We start from the raw sequence: 17,147 nt of genomic DNA, 5'->3' as shown, positions 1-17,147 counted from the left end.
TTCAATCCCTCAATGATGCCTGGAATCGCTCTTTTAATGCCTCTACACATCTGGCAACGGTAGCGGCAATCTCCTCTTCTTCGAGTGTACGGCTGGTATCCTGCAGGATCAGGCTAATCGCAAGGCTCTTATACCCTTCCGCCACACCTTTACCACGGTACACGTCAAATAAGTTTACGCCAACTACCTGATTTACGCCAACTTTCTTACATTCGGCTAAAACATCGGCGGCAGCCACGTTTTCCGCGACCAGCACCGCGATGTCGCGACGGTTCGCCGGGAAGCGGGAAATGTCGCGCGCCTGAGGCACCACGCGGTCTGCGAGCTTGTTCCACTCCAGTTCAAACACCAGAGTGCGACCGTTCAGATCCAGTTTACGTTCCAGCTCAGGATGAACAACCCCAATGAAACCAATGCGTTCACCTTTAAGATAAATCGCTGCGGATTGCCCCGGATGCAGCGCGGTGGTCGCTTCAGCACGGAATTCGATATCCGCTAATTTTCCGGTTAAATCCAGAACGGCTTCCAGATCGCCTTTCAGATCATAGAAATCGACCGTCTCTTTCGCCAGTGTCCAGTGCTCTTCGTAGCGGTTGCCGCAGATCGCCCCGGCCAGCATCACATCCTGACGAATGCCCAGCGGCGCATTGGTGTCCGGCACAAAGCGCAGACCGCTCTCAAAGATGCGAACCCGGCTCTGCTGACGGTTCTGGTTGTAGACCACGGTCCCCAGCAGGCCAGTCCACAGCGACAGGCGCATCGCCGACATTTCGCTGGAGATCGGGCTTGGCAGGATCAGCGCCTCTTCACCGGCGTGGATCAGCTGCTGGACTTTCGGGTCGACGAAGCTGTAGGTGATCACTTCCTGATAGCCTTTGTCATTCAGCAGCGTTTTCACGCGCTTCAGCGACAGGTCGGCTTCACGGTGGGTACCCATGATCAGACCCGCCTGCACCGGCTCATCAGGAATGTTGTTGTAGCCATAAACGCGAGCCACTTCCTCGACCAGATCCTCTTCGATCTCCATGTCGAAACGCCAGCTAGGGGCCACCGCCTGCCATTCGCCCTCGCCCACCGTCACTTCGCAGCCGAGGCGCTGAAGAATATCAGTGACCTGCGCGTCGTCGATATGGTGGCCAATCAGGCGATCCAGTTTGCTACGACGCAGAGTGATGGTGGCGCGTTTTGGCAGGGTCGCTTCGTTAGTCACGTCGATCACCGGGCCGGCTTCGCCGCCGCAGAGGTCGATCAGCAGACGCGTGGCGCGCTCCAGCGCTTTATACTGCAGTGCCGGATCGACGCCGCGCTCATAGCGATGAGAGGCATCGGTGTGCAGGCCGTGACGGCGCGCGCGGCCAGTAATGGACAGCGGGCTGAAGAAGGCACACTCCAGCAGTACGTTCTGGGTTTCGTCGTTAACGCCGGAGTGTTCCCCGCCGAAGATCCCGCCCATTGCCAGCGCTTTGTTGTGGTCAGCAATGACCAGGGTATCGCTGTCGAGCTTCGCTTCGGAGCCATCGAGCAGGACCAGGGTTTCACCCTCTTTCGCCATGCGCACCACGATCCCGCCTTCGATACGGTCGCGGTCAAAGGCGTGCATCGGCTGGCCCAGCTCAAGCAGCACATAGTTGGTCACGTCAACCACCGCGTCGATGGAGCGGATCCCGCAGCGGCGCAGTTTCTCTTTCATCCACAGCGGCGTCGGCGCTTTGACGTTGATGCCTTTTACCACGCGGCCCAGATAGCGCGGGCACGCCTGCGGGGCGTCAACCTGAATCGGCAGCACATCGTTAATGGTGGCGGCTACCGGGGTGATTTCCGGCGCGTTCAGCGGCGCCTTGTTCAGCACGGCCACATCGCGCGCGACGCCGATGATGCCCAGGCAGTCGGCGCGGTTCGGGGTGACGCTGATTTCGATGGTGTTATCGTCAAGCTTCAGATATTCGCGAATATCGGTACCGATCGGCGCATCCGCCGGCAGCTCGATAATTCCGCTATGATCATCGGAAATGCCCAGCTCGGAGAAGGAGCACAGCATCCCCTCTGACGGCTCGCCGCGCAGCTTTGCCGCTTTGATTTTAAAATCGCCCGGCAGCACGGCGCCGATGGTCGCCACGGCGACTTTCAGCCCCTGACGACAGTTTGGCGCGCCGCAGACGATGTCCAGCAGGCGTTCGCCGCCGACGTTGACTTTGGTGACGCGCAGTTTGTCGGCGTTCGGGTGCTGACCGCACTCCACTACTTCACCGACAACGACGCCGTTGAAGCTGCCGGCAACCGGCTCAACGCCGTCCACTTCGAGGCCCGCCATGGTGATCTGATCGGAAAGCGCTTCGCTGTCGATCGCCGGGTTAACCCACTCGCGTAACCACAGTTCACTGAATTTCATTGTTCTGTCCTGCCCTTATTTAAACTGTTTGAGGAAACGCAGATCGTTTTCGAAGAACGCGCGCAGATCGGTGACGCCATAGCGCAGCATGGTCAGACGCTCCATGCCCATGCCGAAGGCGAAGCCGGAGTACACTTCCGGATCGATACCCACGTTGCGCAGCACGTTCGGGTGCACCATCCCGCAGCCCAGCACTTCCAGCCATTTGCCGTTTTTACCCATCACGTCAACTTCCGCGGACGGCTCGGTGAACGGGAAGTAGGACGGACGGAAGCGTACCTGCAGATCTTCTTCAAAGAAGTTGTTCAGGAAATCGTGCAGGGTTCCTTTCAGATTGGTGAAGCTGATGTTTTTATCAACGATCAGACCCTCCATCTGATGGAACATCGGGGTGTGGGTCTGATCGTAGTCGTTACGATAGACGCGGCCCGGCGCGATAATACGGATGGGCGGCTGCTGGTTTTCCATGGTGCGGATCTGCACGCCGGAGGTCTGGGTGCGCAGCAGGCGAGTGGCATCGAACCAGAAAGTGTCGTGGTCAGCGCGCGCCGGATGGTGGCCCGGGATATTCAGCGCATCGAAGTTGTGGTAATCATCTTCGATTTCCGGGCCCGTCGCCACGGTAAAGCCGAGCTCACCGAAGAAACTTTCAATACGGTCGATGGTGCGGGTGACCGGATGCAGACCGCCATTCTCAATGCGGCGACCCGGCAGCGAGACGTCGATGGTCTCTGCAGCCAGACGAGCATTCAGCGCCGCGCCTTCCAGTTCGGCTTTGCGCGCGTTCAGCGCCTGCTGTACCTGCTCTTTCGCTTCGTTGATGACCGCACCGGCTGCCGGACGCTCTTCCGGCGGCAACTCACGCAGGGTGGTCATTTGCAGGGTCAGATGCCCTTTCTTACCCAGGTATTCCACGCGGACGTTGTCCAGCGCAGCAACATCTGATGCCTCGTTAATGGCTGCCTTGGCACTGGCAACCAGCTCTGCGAGATGTGACATGGTTTTCCTCATTATGTCGGTGCAGACACCGGTTATAGTGAAATTAATATTCCGAATCCATATACGAAAAAAGCCTCCACAGGGGAGGCTTTCTGGCGCTGTTTTCCGTTTCTTCTTTCACGCGCTAGCCTCCTGAGTTCAGGTGCTAAAGTAAAAAAAGAAGCGGAAAATAGCAGCATTCATGCTTGCATTACCTTGTCTGGTAAGAAACGTCAGACCTGTATTGAAAAGCCTGCGCCGATAAAAGTCAATGTATTGATGGTGTTGAAACGAAAAGAGGGAGACAAGCTCCCTCTTTCAACTGGCTTATGCCAGAGCTGCTTTCGCTTTTTCGACCAGAGCGGTGAACGCTACTTTGTCGAATACGGCGATGTCAGCCAGGATCTTACGGTCGATTTCAACAGAGGCTTTTTTCAGGCCATTGATGAATTTGCTGTAAGAAATACCGTTCTGACGTGCTGCTGCGTTGATACGTGCAATCCACAGTTGACGGAACTGACGTTTACGTTGACGACGGTCACGGTAAGCGTACTGACCAGCTTTGATAACAGCCTGGAAGGCAACGCGGTATACGCGAGAACGCGCACCGTAGTAGCCTTTAGCTTGTTTCAAAATTTTCTTGTGACGTGCACGTGCAATTACACCACGTTTTACGCGAGCCATGTGTGCTCTCCTGTATCTATTCTAAGTTAAAAAAGTTAAACGTTAACGACTTATGCGTACGGCAGGCACGCGATAACCAGGCCCAGATCGCCTTTGGAAACCATGGCTTTCGGACGCAGGTGACGTTTACGCTTGGTAGCTTTTTTAGTCAGAATGTGACGCAGGTTAGCGTGCTTGTGCTTAAAACCACCTTTACCGGTTTTTTTGAAGCGCTTAGCAGCACCGCGTACGGTCTTAATTTTTGGCATTTTAATAACTTCCACTTCGCATTGTTAATAAACGAAACAAAGGCGAACAAAACCAGTGAGCCGAAGCCCACCGGAAATGTTTCTTGATGGCCTTACTGTTTCTTCTTAGGAGCGAGCACCATGATCATCTGGCGGCCTTCGATCTTCGTTGGGAAGGATTCGACTACTGCCAGTTCAACCAGATCGTCTTTCACGCGGTTAAGCACTTCCATACCGATCTGCTGGTGGGCCATCTCACGACCGCGGAAACGCAGCGTGATTTTGGCCTTATCGCCATCTTCGAGAAAGCGAATCAGGCTGCGGAGTTTTACCTGATAGTCACCTTCATCAGTACCAGGGCGGAATTTAATTTCCTTAACCTGGATAACTTTCTGCTTCTTCTTCTGTTCCTTAGAAGACTTACTCTTTTCATAAAGGAACTTGCCGTAGTCCATGATACGACAAACTGGCGGCTCGGCGTTAGGGCTGATTTCAACTAAATCTACTCCAGCCTCTTCAGCCTTTTCGATAGCTTCTCTCAGACTCACAATACCCAGCTGCTCACCTTCCAGACCTGTTAAGCGAACTTCCTGGGCGCGAATCTCGCCATTGATACGATTCGGACGTGCCGTTTGAACTCGTTTTCCGCCTTTAATACCTTATTCCTCCAGTTGTTGAAGACTGCGGCTGCGAATCTCTTGTTGCAGCTTCTCGATCACTTCATTTACGTCCATGCTGCCGAGGTCTTTCCCGCGACGGGTGCGCACGGCCACTTTGCCGGCTTCGACTTCTTTGTCGCCACAGACCAACATATACGGGACACGACGTAAAGTGTGCTCGCGGATTTTAAAGCCAATCTTCTCATTTCTCAAGTCTGCTTTTACACGAATGCCCGCATTTTGTAGTTTACGCGTCAATTCGTTAACGTATTCAGCCTGAGAATCGGTGATATTCATGACCACCACCTGCACTGGTGCAATCCAGGTTGGGAAGAAGCCAGCGAACTCTTCGGTCAGGATGCCAATGAAGCGCTCCAGAGAACCGAGAATCGCACGGTGGATCATGACCGGCACCTGACGCTCGTTGTTTTCGCCCACATAGGAGGCGCTTAAACGCTGCGGCAGAGAGAAGTCCAGCTGTACCGTACCGCACTGCCATGCACGATCGAGACAGTCATACAGGGTAAATTCAATTTTCGGGCCGTAGAACGCCCCTTCACCCAGTTGATATTCAAATGGGATATTATTTTCTTCCAGCGCCACCGCCAGATCCGCTTCCGCGCGATCCCAGGTCTCGTCGCTGCCGATACGTTTTTCCGGGCGAGTCGACAGTTTGACGACGATCTTCTCGAAGCCAAAGGTGCTGTACATATCATAAACCATACGAATACAGGCGTTCACTTCATCGCGAACCTGATCTTCAGTACAGAAGATATGCGCATCATCCTGGGTAAAGCCGCGAACGCGCATCAGACCGTGCAGCGCGCCTGATGGTTCGTTACGGTGGCAGCTACCAAACTCCGCCATACGCAGCGGCAGATCGCGGTAGGATTTCAGCCCCTGGTTGAAGATCTGCACGTGGCCCGGGCAGTTCATCGGCTTAATGCAGTATTCACGGTTCTCAGAAGAGGTGGTGAACATCGCATCTTTGTAGTTGTCCCAATGGCCGGTTTTTTCCCACAGCACACGGTCCATCATGAACGGACCTTTGACTTCCTGGTACTGATACTCTTTCAGTTTCGAACGGACAAAGGTTTCCAGTTCACGGAAGATAGTCCAGCCGTCGTTGTGCCAGAACACCATCCCAGGCGCCTCTTCCTGCATATGATACAGGTCGAGCTGCTTACCGATTTTACGGTGGTCGCGCTTGGCGGCTTCTTCCAGACGCTGCAGATAAGCATTCAACGCTTTTTTATCTGCCCACGCGGTGCCGTAGATACGCTGCAACATTTTATTGTTGCTGTCGCCGCGCCAGTAGGCACCGGCGGTTTTCATCAGCTTGAAGTGATGGCAGAAGCGCATGTTCGGCACGTGCGGACCGCGGCACATATCGATATATTCTTCATGATGATACAGGCCAGGCTTGTCATCATGGGCAATGTTTTCGTCAAGAATAGAAACTTTATAGCTTTCGCCGCGCTTCACGAAGGTTTCACGCGCTTCGTGCCAGCTCACTTTCTTCTTGATGACATCGTAGTTTTTCTCGGCGAGCTCATGCATACGTTTTTCGAGCGCGTCGATATCTTCCTGAGTCAGGGTATGGTCGAGGTCTACGTCATAGTAGAAGCCATTATCAACAACCGGACCGATAGCCATTTTGGTGTTGGGCCACAGCTGCTTGATGGCATGACCTAACAGGTGCGCGCAGGAGTGACGAATGATCTCCAGCCCTTCTTCATCTTTAGCCGTGATAATAGAGAGGGTGGAATCAGTTTCAATCGGGTCGCAAGCGTCTACCAGTTCACCGTTTACCCGCCCGGCGATGGTGGCTTTCGCCAGACCCGGGCCGATATCCAGCGCGACGTCCATCGGGCTGACAGCGTGATCAAAATGGCGTTGGCTGCCATCAGGAAGCGTAATTACAGGCATTTTATGTCCTTATTTGCAGTGGTGCCCCGCACGAAAGAGCACATACAAAACTATATAATCATCATTATCATCAGGTTAAGGCGCAGTTCCCGCTTCACTCTGCGAAAAGAGGAGCACGACCGGAGCGATCGTTCCCGCCTGCTGCCGCCTGCTGATAACACCGGGGAGTAGTTTACACATCATTGGTACGTGATTAAAGCCGTAATAGCATAAATGATGGCGGAATGTGGAGAAAACAAGAGCCGCGCGGATAAAAGCAGAATATCCGCCAGGAAGACGCGAAAATAATCACCAGCGAAGCCGGATGATATTATGCGGACAAACTAAAAGAGACGCCTTGATATTGCCTGCGTGATGTTTAGCGCGGGTCGTTAAACCGGTACCACTCTACCCGGCTTAATAGTCCGCCCGTGAAGCAGTAGCCTGCGATATTAAGACCACTCGCCTGCTACCAGCGTATGCACATTAAAGGCATCGCTCATGGATTGTCCGGTACTACGGGAACCGGGGGCAATATTCGAACCGGCCTCAACGTCGGTTGCTTTGGCGATACCTACCTGCGTATGGTCCTGGTTACCCGACGGCGGAACTGGCGTGGCGGCTGATGCGCCAAAGGAAAGCACGCACAGCGCCAGGGCTGCGATGGTAAATTGGCTGTTTTTCATGATGTTTATTCTCTTATTACGGAAGACGGACCGAACAATGTCGCCATTCGGTCAGTGACTCTTAGTATAGATCCAGATCACATATTTGTCCGTCGAATATTTAGCTTTTCGTGTCAAATAGAATGAATATTTGTCAGCAAACGGAGAATAATGGAGAAAAGATGGAGGCCCGTTTCTTTTTATAAAAACTAAAACGAATTGCCAGAAAAAATAATGTCACTTATTGCTAAATCTAAAACGATCAGGCCGGGAAACCCGGCCTGAAAATATTACATCTTATACCCGAGGGAGAGCGAGGTCCGGCGATCGGTATGCTCCGGCGCAGACGCAGGCGGCTCCGAGTTCCAGGTGACGTTGTACGCCACTTTCAGCGCAAAGTGGGCGTTAATCGCCACGTTTAACGCGCTCTCTGAGTTGACCGTGGTGTCCTCGGCGCCAAACACCGATACCCCTTGAGTAAATTTGGCGTTGTCGGTCATCTGCCAGGCCCAGGTTCCGGAGGCGTAACCCAGCGGCTGAGTGTCGGTATCCCCGTCGGTGTATTCGTCATAGCGGACGCCAGGACCAAATTCAAACCGCAGGCTATGCACTGGTCCGTTGAGGATTTGACGACCATAGCCCGCCGTCAGAACATCGCGCTGCTGGTAGCCGTTGTAGCGGTCGGTTAGCCAACTGCCCTGCCCAAAGACGTAGTTCATATCGGTCAGGTTATAGCGGCTACGGCCACCGACAGCATATTTCTCTGAGGAGCGCTCATCGTTGGACGAGGTGTTGCTGGCGTTGCCCCACAGCGACCAGGCGGTGGTATTGCCATACCAGGTCAGGGTGGAATCGGCCGTCATTGAGGAGTTCTTGGTGTTGCCGGACTGCGCCAGGTAACCTGCGTTGACCACTCCTTCGAACGGTTTTTTGGCAGCGGAAGGGTCATCCATGACGGTAAATACAGAATCATCGGCCATTGCGCCAACAGACGCAAAAAGCCCCCCCGCCAGCATGACCGCTGCGGGTACTGTCTTTAAAAGCTTCATTATAACTCTCTAAAATACATTTTTTAGGACAGTACAAATGATGAACAGGCGTCACTTTGCCGGCTCATTGAATTTAGCGTCCGTACAACATAAAAGAGACCTGTGGGTCCCGGAAACTTTCGCGAGGATCGCGCAGTGCAGGTCCTAAGAAAGGTAGCAAATTATAAAAAAGCACGAATAACATAGCAATCACTTACTCTTTCGTTTTTTGAATAAGACAGCTCCGGAAACAATCTTTATTTCATAATGAAAATACAGGCTTCTTTGCAAATCTCTCAGGGACAGCACTTTCCCTCCCTGGATCATCGTGCCATGCTTAAATAAAGTACAGTCGCCGTATTAAGGAGGAGAAGGAATGACCAAAATTTATACGCTCACGCTGGCCCCCTCGCTGGATAGCGCCACCCAGACCCCGCAGATCTACCCGGAAGGGAAACTCCGCTGCAGCGCGCCGGTATTTGAACCCGGCGGCGGCGGGATCAACGTCGCCCGCGCCGTGACCTTTCTCGGCGGGAAAGCCACCGCCATTTTCCCTATTGGCGGCGCCACCGGCGAGCACCTTGCCGCTCTGCTGGCCGATGAGCAGGTGCCGGTCGAGACCGTCGAAACCCGCGACTGGACGCGACAGAACCTGCACGTTCACGTAGCCGCCAGCGGCGAACAGTATCGCTTTGTGATGCCCGGCGCCGCGCTGACAGACGATGAATTCCGCCGTCTGGAAGAGAAAGTCCTGACCATCGACCCCGGCTCTCTGCTGGTGATCAGCGGCAGTCTGCCGCCAGGTATCAGCGTCGAAAATCTGATGCAGCTGGTTAAGCATGCGCAACAGCAGGGCCTGCGCTGCATTATCGACAGTTCCGGCGACGCGCTGGCCGCCGCGCTGGACGTCGGCAATATTGAATTAGTGAAGCCAAACCAGAAAGAGCTCAGCGCCCTCGTGCAGCGCGATCTGAGCCAGCCCGATGACGTTCGCCTTGCCGCTCAGTCGTTGATCCAGTCCGGTAAAGTGCGCCGGGTGGTGGTCTCCCTCGGTCCGCAGGGGGCGTTAGGGGTTGACGCCAGCGGCAGCGTTCAGGTGGTGCCGCCGCCAATGAAAAGCCAGAGCACCGTCGGCGCCGGCGACAGCATGGTGGGCGCCATGACCTTACGTCTGGCGGAGAACGCCAGCCTCGAAGACATGGTACGCTTTGGCGTCGCCGCCGGTAGCGCCGCGACCATCAACCAGGGTACCCGCCTCTGCTCGCAGGCCAATACGCAAAAAATCTACGATTATCTCTGCGGGCGTTGATCTCCCCTGCCCCTCCGCGCTGGCGGAGGGGAACCACGATATTTGCAGGATGGTCTATGCTGGAAAGGCCATGCATAACAACGGGGTGTAGAAATGAGCAATGATATTACCGCCTGGGTCGTCAGCGTGAACTTCCACGAACAGGCGCTAACGGAGATCAATGAGGTCAGCAACCATTTTACCCGAGCAGGGTTTGTACTGACGCTCAATGATGAAGAGGGCACTCCCCATGAGCTGGGCACCAATACCTTTGGCCTGCTGAGCGCCCAGGCAGCCGAGGAAGTGAAGGCCCTTAGCGCCGGACTGGCGGAAGCGGCCCTTGGCCGCCCGGCGGAGATCGCCGTCAGCACATTCGCTGAATGGTTAAAAGCTCAATAAGTGCGTTTAGCGCAACGTAAAGCGTCAGTTGTGCGTCAGTTCCAGGTTTACCCGGTAGTAATGCGCTAACCTTATGATATGTTGGAAAACATGGGGAGAGACAGCATGTGGCAAGCAATCAGTACTCTTTTACGCGATTGGCATACCGAAGACGCTGAAATCGAACTGAAAACCGAGCTGCCCGGCGGAGAGATCCATTCCGCCTGGCATTTGCGTTTCGGCGGCAAAGATTACTTCGTGAAATGCGACGAACGGGAACTCCTGCCTATCTTCACCGCCGAGGCCGATCAGCTGGAGCTGCTGTCGCGAAGCAAAACTGTTCGCGTACCACAGGTCTTTGCCGTCGGCAGCGATCGCGACTACAGCTTCGTGGTCATGGAATACCTCCCTCCCCGCCCGCTGGATGCGCATAACGCTTTCCTGCTTGGCCAGCAGTTAGCCCACCTGCATCAGTGGAGCGATCAGCCGCAGTTCGGTCTGGATTTTGATAACGATCTTTCCACCACGCCGCAGCCCAACGCCTGGCAACGTCGCTGGTCGGTGTTCTTCGCCGAGCAGCGTATCGGCTGGCAGCTGGAGCTGGCGGCGGAGAAAGGGTTGCACTTTGGCGATATCGATACCTTAGTCGATGTGGTACAGCAGCGGCTGGCCAACCATCAGCCGCAACCTTCGCTGCTACACGGGGACCTGTGGTCCGGCAACTGCGCCTTAGGGCCGGATGGCCCCTACATCTTCGACCCGGCCTGCTACTGGGGCGATCGCGAGTGCGATTTAGCTATGCTGCCGATGCACCCGGAACAACCCCCGCAGATCTATGACGGCTATCAGTCCGTCTCACCGCTGCCGGCTGGTTTTCTCGAGCGTCAGCCGATCTACCAGCTTTATACCCTGCTGAACCGGGCGATATTGTTCGGTGGCCAGCACCTGGTGACGGTCCAGCAGGCGCTGGACGATGTCTTGATGGAAAAAACGCGTTAGACAAGGTTTACGGCGGACCTCCCCGGTCCGCCGCCCTGCATTATCAGTTAATCTCGACGCCGTTGAGACGGAATTTAATGGTCATCGTCACGCCGGTTCCCGGTTTTGCCTGCTCGTAACGCCATCTGCGCATCGCGCTTTTCACCTCGCGCTCAAACATATTCGCCGGCTGGGCGGAGAGGATCTGCAGATTATCAATTCGGCCATCAGGCGTGACGTCAAACTTCACCCGCACCGTTCCTTCAATGCGCAGCGCCTGAGCGCGCGCCGGATAGGTCGGCTGAACGCGGCTGATCGCCCGCGGGCCGCTCGGGGCAGTGACGGTGGGTTTGGCCGCTGCGGTGGAGGTGCTCGGCGCGGTGCGCGCTGGCGTCGTATTGTTGTTTTCAAACGGTGAAGCCGGACGCGGCTCCGCGGCCGGTTTGACGTCCCGCTTCGGCTGCTCAACCTTTTTCTCCGGCCTGGGCTTCGGTTTAGGTTTGGGCTTCGGCTTAGGTTCTGGTTTATGGATCACCACCGGCGCCTCTTTCGGCGGCTCAGGGACCACCTCAGGCTCCGGCTCCGGTTCAGGTTCAACAACGGGCTGCACGACGGGTTGCGCCGCCGGGGGCGGCTCAAGATCGGCCGGCGCCACCATCGTGATCTCTATCGGCTGCGTCGGGGAAGGCTGTTCAATAACCTGATGTACCGAGGTATAAAGCAGCCCCGCCACAACGGCACCGTGGATAGCCACGGATAACAGCGTTGGCCACGGGAAGCGGCGAGGTAAATCAAGGGTCATTGCGCTCATAGTCGTTTCTGTTGAAAAATGATGCTCCGATTTTAAATGCAAATAGCAATCATATTCAATAAGCCGTCTTAACCTGAGTCAATTTTTGCCACCATTTGCGGAAAAAAGCCGCGTCGGCGGGGCATTCGACGCCGGGGCGCATCTTTGCATTGCAGTCCATGGTCGTTTAACTTAACGTAATTCGCCTGTTTAATGATAAGGAGCTTTGCCGTGCTTTACGTTATCTACGCTGAAGATATCGCCGATTCTCTGGAAAAGCGGCTCTCGGTTCGCCCCGCGCATCTTGCGCGTCTACAACTTTTACATGATGAAGGTCGGCTGCTTACCGCCGGGCCAATGCCGGCCGTTGACAGCAACGAACCGGGCGCAGCCGGATTCAGCGGCTCAACGGTGATCGCTGAGTTTGAATCGCTGGAAGCGGCTCAGGCCTGGGCTAATGACGATCCGTATATCGCCGCCGGCGTCTACCGCCAGGTCTCTGTTAAACCATATAAGAAGGTATTTTGAAAATACCCTTTTCTTTTTCTGGTTAATGGCAACAACGCACCAGGCCATCAGATGAAAGGGCGCATTTTGCTACATCACATTAAAATGTCGCCCTTTTTAACCGCACGCAAGCGTTGGCTGTTATCCGCCTGAGACGCCAGGAAGATGAGCACATCCCTTCTCCTTCGACGACATCATCGACCCTCACCTCGCCTTCTGCGGCCATAGAAATTGCTGACTAAACGTCGACGCCGGGCATGATTTTGAATTGTAAATGTATTGAATCAGTCTGCAACAGAGGTCTTGCATTGGATTTAGCGCTTGCTTTACAAGCCAGCACATCCTGACATCGCCCGGTAAATCCAAAATACAGTTGAAAGAAGATCGTTAAAGAGAGATAGATGCTGACCAACAGATATAAAGGCCTGGAATAAATAAGCATGCATATCCCGTTCCGCAGGTATGGGACCCCATATCGCCATCTTACTGTATTCAGAAACGAGGTGGCTTGAAAGTGTCTGAAAATAAACGGAGTGCGCTGACACAGGCACATATCAATATGGAATGAACGTCTAAAAACTACGCAACCAGATTTACGTTGCAGATGATCATTTTTTAAAGTCGATTAATTTCGCCGGGTAAACTTCACGCAGAGTAATTGTAGGGTGATTCTTGGTTGATTAAAAAATTTGAACGGGAATAACAAATGTTTTCAATAAGTGCCGCATTTTTTTGGGCTACCATTTATGTACCTGACGCTTATGAGGATTTTTGTGTGAATACCCTGAAAAAAACCGCATTGCTTTCTCTGCTTGCCTTATATATTCCTGTGTCACAAGCCGCAGCGACAGAATATAGTCTGGATCCGCAGCATACTTCCGTTGTTATTACCTGGAACCATTTTGGCTTCTCTAACCCTACAGCGTATATCTCTGATGTTTCAGGGAAATTGTCTTTTGACAAAGACAACCCGGAGAAATCCTCTGTGCACGTCACGCTGCCAGTCAAAACCATTGACACTCATGTCAAAGCGTTAACGGATGAGTTTTTAGGCAAAGAGTACTTCGATGTCAACACGTATCCTGAGGCCACTTTTAAGAGCACCCGGGTGGAAAGTAAAGGCGACAATAAATATGATGTTGAAGGTAACCTGACCATTAAGGGCATCACCAAACCGGTTGTATTGCATGCCACTCTGAATAAACAGGATATGCATCCGATGGTGAAAAAACAGGCCATTGGTTTTGATGCCTCAGGGGTAATAAAACGTTCAGACTTCAAGCTTGATAAATATGTTCCGGCGGTGAGTGATAACGTGACTATCACGTTATCCACGGAAGCCTATGCCAAATAAATTAACGCCCGCAAAAGCGGTGCGTTTTATTCAGGGTGGGTATCCTGATAGTGAGCACGACATTGAAAAACGATCGACGACCCCACGCCCTGTCCGGACTTCCACACGGCGGTGAATACCTGTTGCGGAAAATGGCGTTCTGTCGATAATCCCCCGTCATACTCTGACAGGCATCGCATAGATATTTCAATAGGCGATCTGGCGATGTTAAAAGGGAATGCCGCGCAGAGCGGGAAAACGACAACGGCACCGCGTTCGGTGCCGTTGTTCTGCTCGTTTAACTGTCGGGGAAGATAAACAGCAGAGCATGACGCTGCCGTTTCACCAGTCCCTTCCTGATAGCGAGGATCCGCATATTGCGGCGTGATTGGGCTTCCAGCCAGCGCGCTTTACGGCGATTCACCTGTCTCAGCATGCGCCAGCGCCCTACTTCCGTTCTACTACGCTTCATTGCAACGACTCTACGAGTGAAAACAGCCCCCATTATAAACCTCTGCCGGCGACTGACCACCGCTTTCGCTGCGTTTTTATTTGCCAGAAAAATACTGATGCGTAAACTCATCACATAACGTCATTCAAAAGGATTTTACATCTATGACAACCTTTTACACGGTGGTGAACTGGCTGGTCATTCTGGGGTACTGGCTGTTGATCGCCGGTGTAACATTACGAATTCTAATGAAACGCCGCGCTGTGCCGTCCGCCATGGCATGGTTATTGATCATTTATATCCTGCCGCTGGTGGGGATCATCGCCTATCTCTCCTTTGGCGAGCTGCATCTTGGTAAGCGGCGGGCAGAACGCGCGAGGGCGATGTGGCCTTCCACGGCCAAATGGTTAAACGACCTCAAAGCCTGCAAACATATCTTTGCCGAAGATAACAGCCCGGTGGCCGAGTCCCTGTTCAAGCTTTGCGAACGGCGCCAGGGTATTGGCGGCGTAAAAGGCAACCAGCTGCAGTTGCTGACCGAATCTGACGACGTCATGCAGGCCCTGATCCGCGATATTCAACTGGCTCGCCATAACATAGAGATGGTCTTCTATATCTGGCAGCCAGGCGGTATGGCCGACAGCGTCGCCGAATCGCTAATGGCCGCCGCCCGTCGCGGGGTTCACTGCCGGTTAATGCTCGACTCCGCGGGCAGTGTGGCCTTTTTCCGTAGCCCATGGGCGGCGATGATGCGTAACGCCGGCATTGAAGTGGTCGAGGCTCTCAAGGTCAATCTGATGCGTGTGTTTCTGCGCCGGATGGACCTGCGTCAGCATCGTAAAATGGTGATGATCGATAACTATATCGCCTACACCGGCAGCATGAATCTGGTCGATCCCCGCTACTTTAAGCAGGACTCGGGGGTCGGGCAGTGGATTGACCTGATGGCGCGCATGGAAGGCCCGGTAGCGACCTCGATGGGCATCGTCTACTCCTGTGACTGGGAGATCGAGACCGGAAAGCGTATTCTGCCACCGCCGCCGGACGTCAATATCATGCCGTTTGAAGAGGCCAGTGGGCATACCATCCACACGATCGCCTCCGGTCCGGGCTTTCCGGAAGATCTGATCCATCAAGCGCTGCTCACCGCCGCCTACGCGGCGAAAGAGCATTTGATCATGACCACGCCCTACTTCGTACCCAGCGACGACCTGCTGCACGCGATCTGTACCGCCGCCCAGCGCGGCGTGGACGTGAGTATTATTTTACCGCGCAAGAACGATTCGCTGCTGGTGGGCTGGGCCAGCCGGGCCTTTTTCACCGAGCTGCTGGCGGCAGGGGTGAAGATTTACCAGTTTGAAGGCGGCCTGTTGCATACCAAGAGCGTGCTGGTCGATGGCGAACTGAGCCTGGTGGGAACCGTGAATCTGGATATGCGCAGCCTGTGGCTCAATTTTGAAATCACGCTGGTCATCGATGACGCCGGCTTCGGCAGCGATCTGGCGGCGGTTCAGGATGACTATATCTCGCGCTCGCGCCTGCTGGACGCCCGTCTCTGGTTAAAACGTCCGCTGTGGCAGCGGATCGCCGAGCGACTGTTTTACTTCTTCAGCCCGTTGCTGTAAAACGTGCCCATCAGATACCGAATGAGTAGCAATCATGGATATGGATTTAAACAACCGCCTGACCGAAGACGAAACGCTTGAGCAGGCATACGACATCTTCCTCGAACTGGCGGCCGATAACCTCGACCCGGCGGACATCATTCTGTTTAACCTGCAGTTTGAGGAGCGCGGCGGCGCCGAGCTGTTCGACCCATCCGCAGACTGGGAAGAGCATGTGGATTACGATCTGAACCCGGATTTCTTCGCCGAAGTGGTGATTGGCCTGGCGGATACCGACGGCGGGGAAATCAATGATATCTTCGCCCGCGTGCTGCTGTGCCGCGAGAAAGATCACAAGCTGTGTCATATTCTGTGGCGTGAATAACGCTGACCCGCCAGTGAAAAGCCTGCCGCGTTCCACCCGGCAGGCTTTTTTTATGCCGAGGGTTTACTTCGGTAAGACATGACCGCAGGCGTGGCAAAACCGGGCGTTATCGTCATGGCCGCCCTGCTGGCACTGCGGGCATACCCGCTGCTGGCGCCGCCGGTTCAGGGCGCTGGTCATATGGGTGGTGATAAGCCCGGTCGGAATGGCAATAATGGAGTAGCCGATCAGGATGAGAATGGAGGCCAGGATGCGGCCCAGCGGCGTGTGCGGCGTAATATCCCCGTAGCCGACGGTGGTGATGGTCACAATGGCCCAATAGACCGAAGCGTTGAGCGTGGTAAAACCATACTCTGGCCCTTCTATCAGGTACATTAACGAGCCGAAAATCACCATCACAATGGCGATAAACGAATAGAACAGGATCAGTTGATGGCGAGCGCTGACAATCGCCCGCCAGAACACATTGAGCGAAGGCATAAAGCGCAACAGTTTGAGAATACGCAACGCGCGGATCGCCCGCATTGCCCGCCAGGCAAAGACATAATTGAGGCTAATTTCCGGCCACAGCCACATCACGTATAGCGGCAGGATGGTCGCTAAGTCAATAAACCCCCAGAAGCTGAAAATGTAGTGGAGCGGATTGGGCCATGTCGCAATACGCAGCAGATACTCCAGGGTAAAGACCGCGGTCACCATCAGCTCCAGCCAGACGAATAAATGCCATTCATCTAATGTCAGATGATATTGCGTGCCCAGCCCCGATTCGACAAATATCACCACCACGCTGAGCAAGGCGAAAAGTCCGCACAGCCCTTCGAAGCGGCGGCCGGAACGTCGGTTTTGATCGAAAAGCAAATGATAAAGCCGCAGGCGAGCGGCAGAAAGCATACCC

At 54.3% G+C, this 17,147-nt stretch carries 19 protein-coding genes and 1 other annotated feature; of the genes, 7 read left to right on the top strand and 12 right to left on the bottom strand.

The window, feature by feature from the left end:
* Window position 1 precedes the first annotated feature (1 nt).
* The 9 genes from pheT to LGM20_RS10130 form a co-directional block, all read right to left on the bottom strand.
* A complete protein-coding gene (gene pheT / locus LGM20_RS10170; protein ID WP_044523843.1) occupies window positions 2-2,389 on the bottom strand; it encodes a phenylalanine--tRNA ligase subunit beta in 2,388 nt (795 codons plus the stop codon).
* A 15-nt stretch (window positions 2,390-2,404) separates the two neighbouring features.
* Complete coding sequence (pheS, locus tag LGM20_RS10165) at window positions 2,405-3,388, bottom strand: phenylalanine--tRNA ligase subunit alpha (protein ID WP_002909105.1); 984 nt, start codon at window positions 3,386-3,388, stop codon at window positions 2,405-2,407.
* 63 nt (window positions 3,389-3,451) lie between these two features.
* Window positions 3,452-3,576: a sequence feature (Phe leader region), on the bottom strand.
* Window positions 3,527-3,571, bottom strand: a complete 45-nt coding sequence (gene pheM, locus LGM20_RS10160; protein WP_001386830.1) for a pheST operon leader peptide PheM — start codon at window positions 3,569-3,571, stop codon at window positions 3,527-3,529. (Overlaps the previous feature by 45 nt.)
* A gap of 118 nt (window positions 3,577-3,694) precedes the next feature.
* Window positions 3,695-4,051, bottom strand: coding sequence for a 50S ribosomal protein L20 (rplT, locus tag LGM20_RS10155; RefSeq protein WP_000124850.1), 357 nt, complete (start codon window positions 4,049-4,051; stop codon window positions 3,695-3,697).
* A gap of 50 nt (window positions 4,052-4,101) precedes the next feature.
* Window positions 4,102-4,299 (bottom strand): 50S ribosomal protein L35, encoded by a 198-nt coding sequence (gene rpmI / locus LGM20_RS10150; protein ID WP_001124225.1) that lies wholly within the window; start codon window positions 4,297-4,299, stop codon window positions 4,102-4,104.
* A gap of 92 nt (window positions 4,300-4,391) precedes the next feature.
* The gene (gene infC, locus LGM20_RS10145; RefSeq protein WP_004189469.1) at window positions 4,392-4,934 is read right to left on the bottom strand and encodes a translation initiation factor IF-3; all 543 of its coding nucleotides are present in this window, start codon (window positions 4,932-4,934) and stop codon (window positions 4,392-4,394) included.
* Between the two features lie 3 nt (window positions 4,935-4,937).
* A complete protein-coding gene (gene thrS / locus LGM20_RS10140; protein WP_017900777.1) occupies window positions 4,938-6,866 on the bottom strand; it encodes a threonine--tRNA ligase in 1,929 nt (642 codons plus the stop codon).
* Window positions 6,867-7,297: 431 nt separating this feature from the next.
* Window positions 7,298-7,531 (bottom strand): YdgH/BhsA/McbA family protein, encoded by a 234-nt coding sequence (locus tag LGM20_RS10135; protein WP_023290114.1) that lies wholly within the window; start codon window positions 7,529-7,531, stop codon window positions 7,298-7,300.
* Between the two features lie 269 nt (window positions 7,532-7,800).
* On the bottom strand, window positions 7,801-8,559 hold the full coding sequence (locus LGM20_RS10130) for a DUF481 domain-containing protein (protein ID WP_004203142.1): 759 nt from the start codon (window positions 8,557-8,559) through the stop codon (window positions 7,801-7,803).
* A 355-nt stretch (window positions 8,560-8,914) separates the two neighbouring features.
* On the opposite strand from LGM20_RS10130, the gene pfkB reads away from it, so the two are divergent.
* The 3 genes from pfkB to LGM20_RS10115 all read left to right on the top strand — a co-directional run bounded on the left by pfkB (window position 8,915) and on the right by LGM20_RS10115 (window position 11,203).
* The gene (pfkB, locus tag LGM20_RS10125) at window positions 8,915-9,847 is read left to right on the top strand and encodes a 6-phosphofructokinase II (protein WP_023290115.1); all 933 of its coding nucleotides are present in this window, start codon (window positions 8,915-8,917) and stop codon (window positions 9,845-9,847) included.
* 93 nt (window positions 9,848-9,940) lie between these two features.
* Window positions 9,941-10,225: a type V toxin-antitoxin system endoribonuclease antitoxin GhoS gene (gene ghoS, locus LGM20_RS10120; protein ID WP_023290116.1), complete on the top strand. Its 285-nt coding sequence runs from the start codon at window positions 9,941-9,943 to the stop codon at window positions 10,223-10,225.
* Between the two features lie 105 nt (window positions 10,226-10,330).
* Window positions 10,331-11,203 carry a fructosamine kinase family protein gene (locus LGM20_RS10115; protein ID WP_023290117.1) on the top strand — a complete coding sequence of 291 codons (873 nt, stop codon included), beginning with the start codon at window positions 10,331-10,333 and terminating at the stop codon, window positions 11,201-11,203.
* A gap of 43 nt (window positions 11,204-11,246) precedes the next feature.
* Here LGM20_RS10115 and tonB read toward each other — a convergent pair whose 3' ends face one another.
* Window positions 11,247-11,993 (bottom strand): TonB system transport protein TonB, encoded by a 747-nt coding sequence (gene tonB, locus LGM20_RS10110; RefSeq protein WP_032453270.1) that lies wholly within the window; start codon window positions 11,991-11,993, stop codon window positions 11,247-11,249.
* Window positions 11,994-12,203: 210 nt separating this feature from the next.
* Between tonB and LGM20_RS10105 the strand changes: the two genes are divergently transcribed.
* Window positions 12,204-12,500, top strand: a complete 297-nt coding sequence (locus LGM20_RS10105) for a YciI family protein (RefSeq protein ID WP_002910042.1) — start codon at window positions 12,204-12,206, stop codon at window positions 12,498-12,500.
* Between the two features lie 685 nt (window positions 12,501-13,185).
* Window positions 13,186-13,833 carry a YceI family protein gene (locus LGM20_RS10100; RefSeq protein ID WP_162823525.1) on the top strand — a complete coding sequence of 216 codons (648 nt, stop codon included), beginning with the start codon at window positions 13,186-13,188 and terminating at the stop codon, window positions 13,831-13,833.
* A 277-nt stretch (window positions 13,834-14,110) separates the two neighbouring features.
* Here LGM20_RS10100 and LGM20_RS10095 read toward each other — a convergent pair whose 3' ends face one another.
* Window positions 14,111-14,284, bottom strand: coding sequence for a YciY family protein (locus LGM20_RS10095; RefSeq protein ID WP_004194006.1), 174 nt, complete (start codon window positions 14,282-14,284; stop codon window positions 14,111-14,113).
* A gap of 143 nt (window positions 14,285-14,427) precedes the next feature.
* On the opposite strand from LGM20_RS10095, the gene cls reads away from it, so the two are divergent.
* The gene (gene cls / locus LGM20_RS10090; RefSeq protein WP_023290121.1) at window positions 14,428-15,888 is read left to right on the top strand and encodes a cardiolipin synthase; all 1,461 of its coding nucleotides are present in this window, start codon (window positions 14,428-14,430) and stop codon (window positions 15,886-15,888) included.
* A gap of 34 nt (window positions 15,889-15,922) precedes the next feature.
* Window positions 15,923-16,252: an HI1450 family dsDNA-mimic protein gene (locus tag LGM20_RS10085; RefSeq protein ID WP_002910079.1), complete on the top strand. Its 330-nt coding sequence runs from the start codon at window positions 15,923-15,925 to the stop codon at window positions 16,250-16,252.
* Window positions 16,253-16,315: 63 nt separating this feature from the next.
* On the opposite strand, the gene LGM20_RS10080 is transcribed toward LGM20_RS10085, so the two are convergent.
* Entirely contained in the window at window positions 16,316-17,143 is an 828-nt protein-coding gene (locus tag LGM20_RS10080; RefSeq protein ID WP_044523850.1) for an ion transporter, read from the bottom strand.
* Window positions 17,144-17,147: the final 4 nt, after the last annotated feature.

Origin of the sequence: Klebsiella quasipneumoniae subsp. quasipneumoniae, from assembly GCF_020525925.1 — a bacterium.
Classification (GTDB): Bacteria; Pseudomonadota; Gammaproteobacteria; order Enterobacterales; family Enterobacteriaceae; genus Klebsiella; species Klebsiella quasipneumoniae.
The sequence above is the reverse complement of the archived record's forward strand: the minus strand, read 5'-3'. Positions and strand labels throughout refer to the sequence as shown.

Coding starts and splice junctions, on each gene's coding strand:
- LGM20_RS10115 (WP_023290117.1), top strand. CDS start 10,331: ATGTGGCAAGCAATCAGTACTCTTTTACGCGATTGGCATACCGAAGAC.
- LGM20_RS10080 (WP_044523850.1), bottom strand. CDS start 17,143: ATGCTTTCTGCCGCTCGCCTGCGGCTTTATCATTTGCTTTTCGATCAA.
- LGM20_RS10130 (WP_004203142.1), bottom strand. CDS start 8,559: ATGAAGCTTTTAAAGACAGTACCCGCAGCGGTCATGCTGGCGGGGGGG.
- LGM20_RS10085 (WP_002910079.1), top strand. CDS start 15,923: ATGGATATGGATTTAAACAACCGCCTGACCGAAGACGAAACGCTTGAG.
- pheT (WP_044523843.1), bottom strand. CDS start 2,389: ATGAAATTCAGTGAACTGTGGTTACGCGAGTGGGTTAACCCGGCGATC.
- rplT (WP_000124850.1), bottom strand. CDS start 4,051: ATGGCTCGCGTAAAACGTGGTGTAATTGCACGTGCACGTCACAAGAAA.
- pfkB (WP_023290115.1), top strand. CDS start 8,915: ATGACCAAAATTTATACGCTCACGCTGGCCCCCTCGCTGGATAGCGCC.
- tonB (WP_032453270.1), bottom strand. CDS start 11,993: ATGAGCGCAATGACCCTTGATTTACCTCGCCGCTTCCCGTGGCCAACG.
- LGM20_RS10135 (WP_023290114.1), bottom strand. CDS start 7,531: ATGAAAAACAGCCAATTTACCATCGCAGCCCTGGCGCTGTGCGTGCTT.
- pheS (WP_002909105.1), bottom strand. CDS start 3,388: ATGTCACATCTCGCAGAGCTGGTTGCCAGTGCCAAGGCAGCCATTAAC.
- ghoS (WP_023290116.1), top strand. CDS start 9,941: ATGAGCAATGATATTACCGCCTGGGTCGTCAGCGTGAACTTCCACGAA.
- LGM20_RS10100 (WP_162823525.1), top strand. CDS start 13,186: ATGTTTTCAATAAGTGCCGCATTTTTTTGGGCTACCATTTATGTACCT.
- rpmI (WP_001124225.1), bottom strand. CDS start 4,299: ATGCCAAAAATTAAGACCGTACGCGGTGCTGCTAAGCGCTTCAAAAAA.
- thrS (WP_017900777.1), bottom strand. CDS start 6,866: ATGCCTGTAATTACGCTTCCTGATGGCAGCCAACGCCATTTTGATCAC.
- cls (WP_023290121.1), top strand. CDS start 14,428: ATGACAACCTTTTACACGGTGGTGAACTGGCTGGTCATTCTGGGGTAC.
- LGM20_RS10095 (WP_004194006.1), bottom strand. CDS start 14,284: ATGAAGCGTAGTAGAACGGAAGTAGGGCGCTGGCGCATGCTGAGACAG.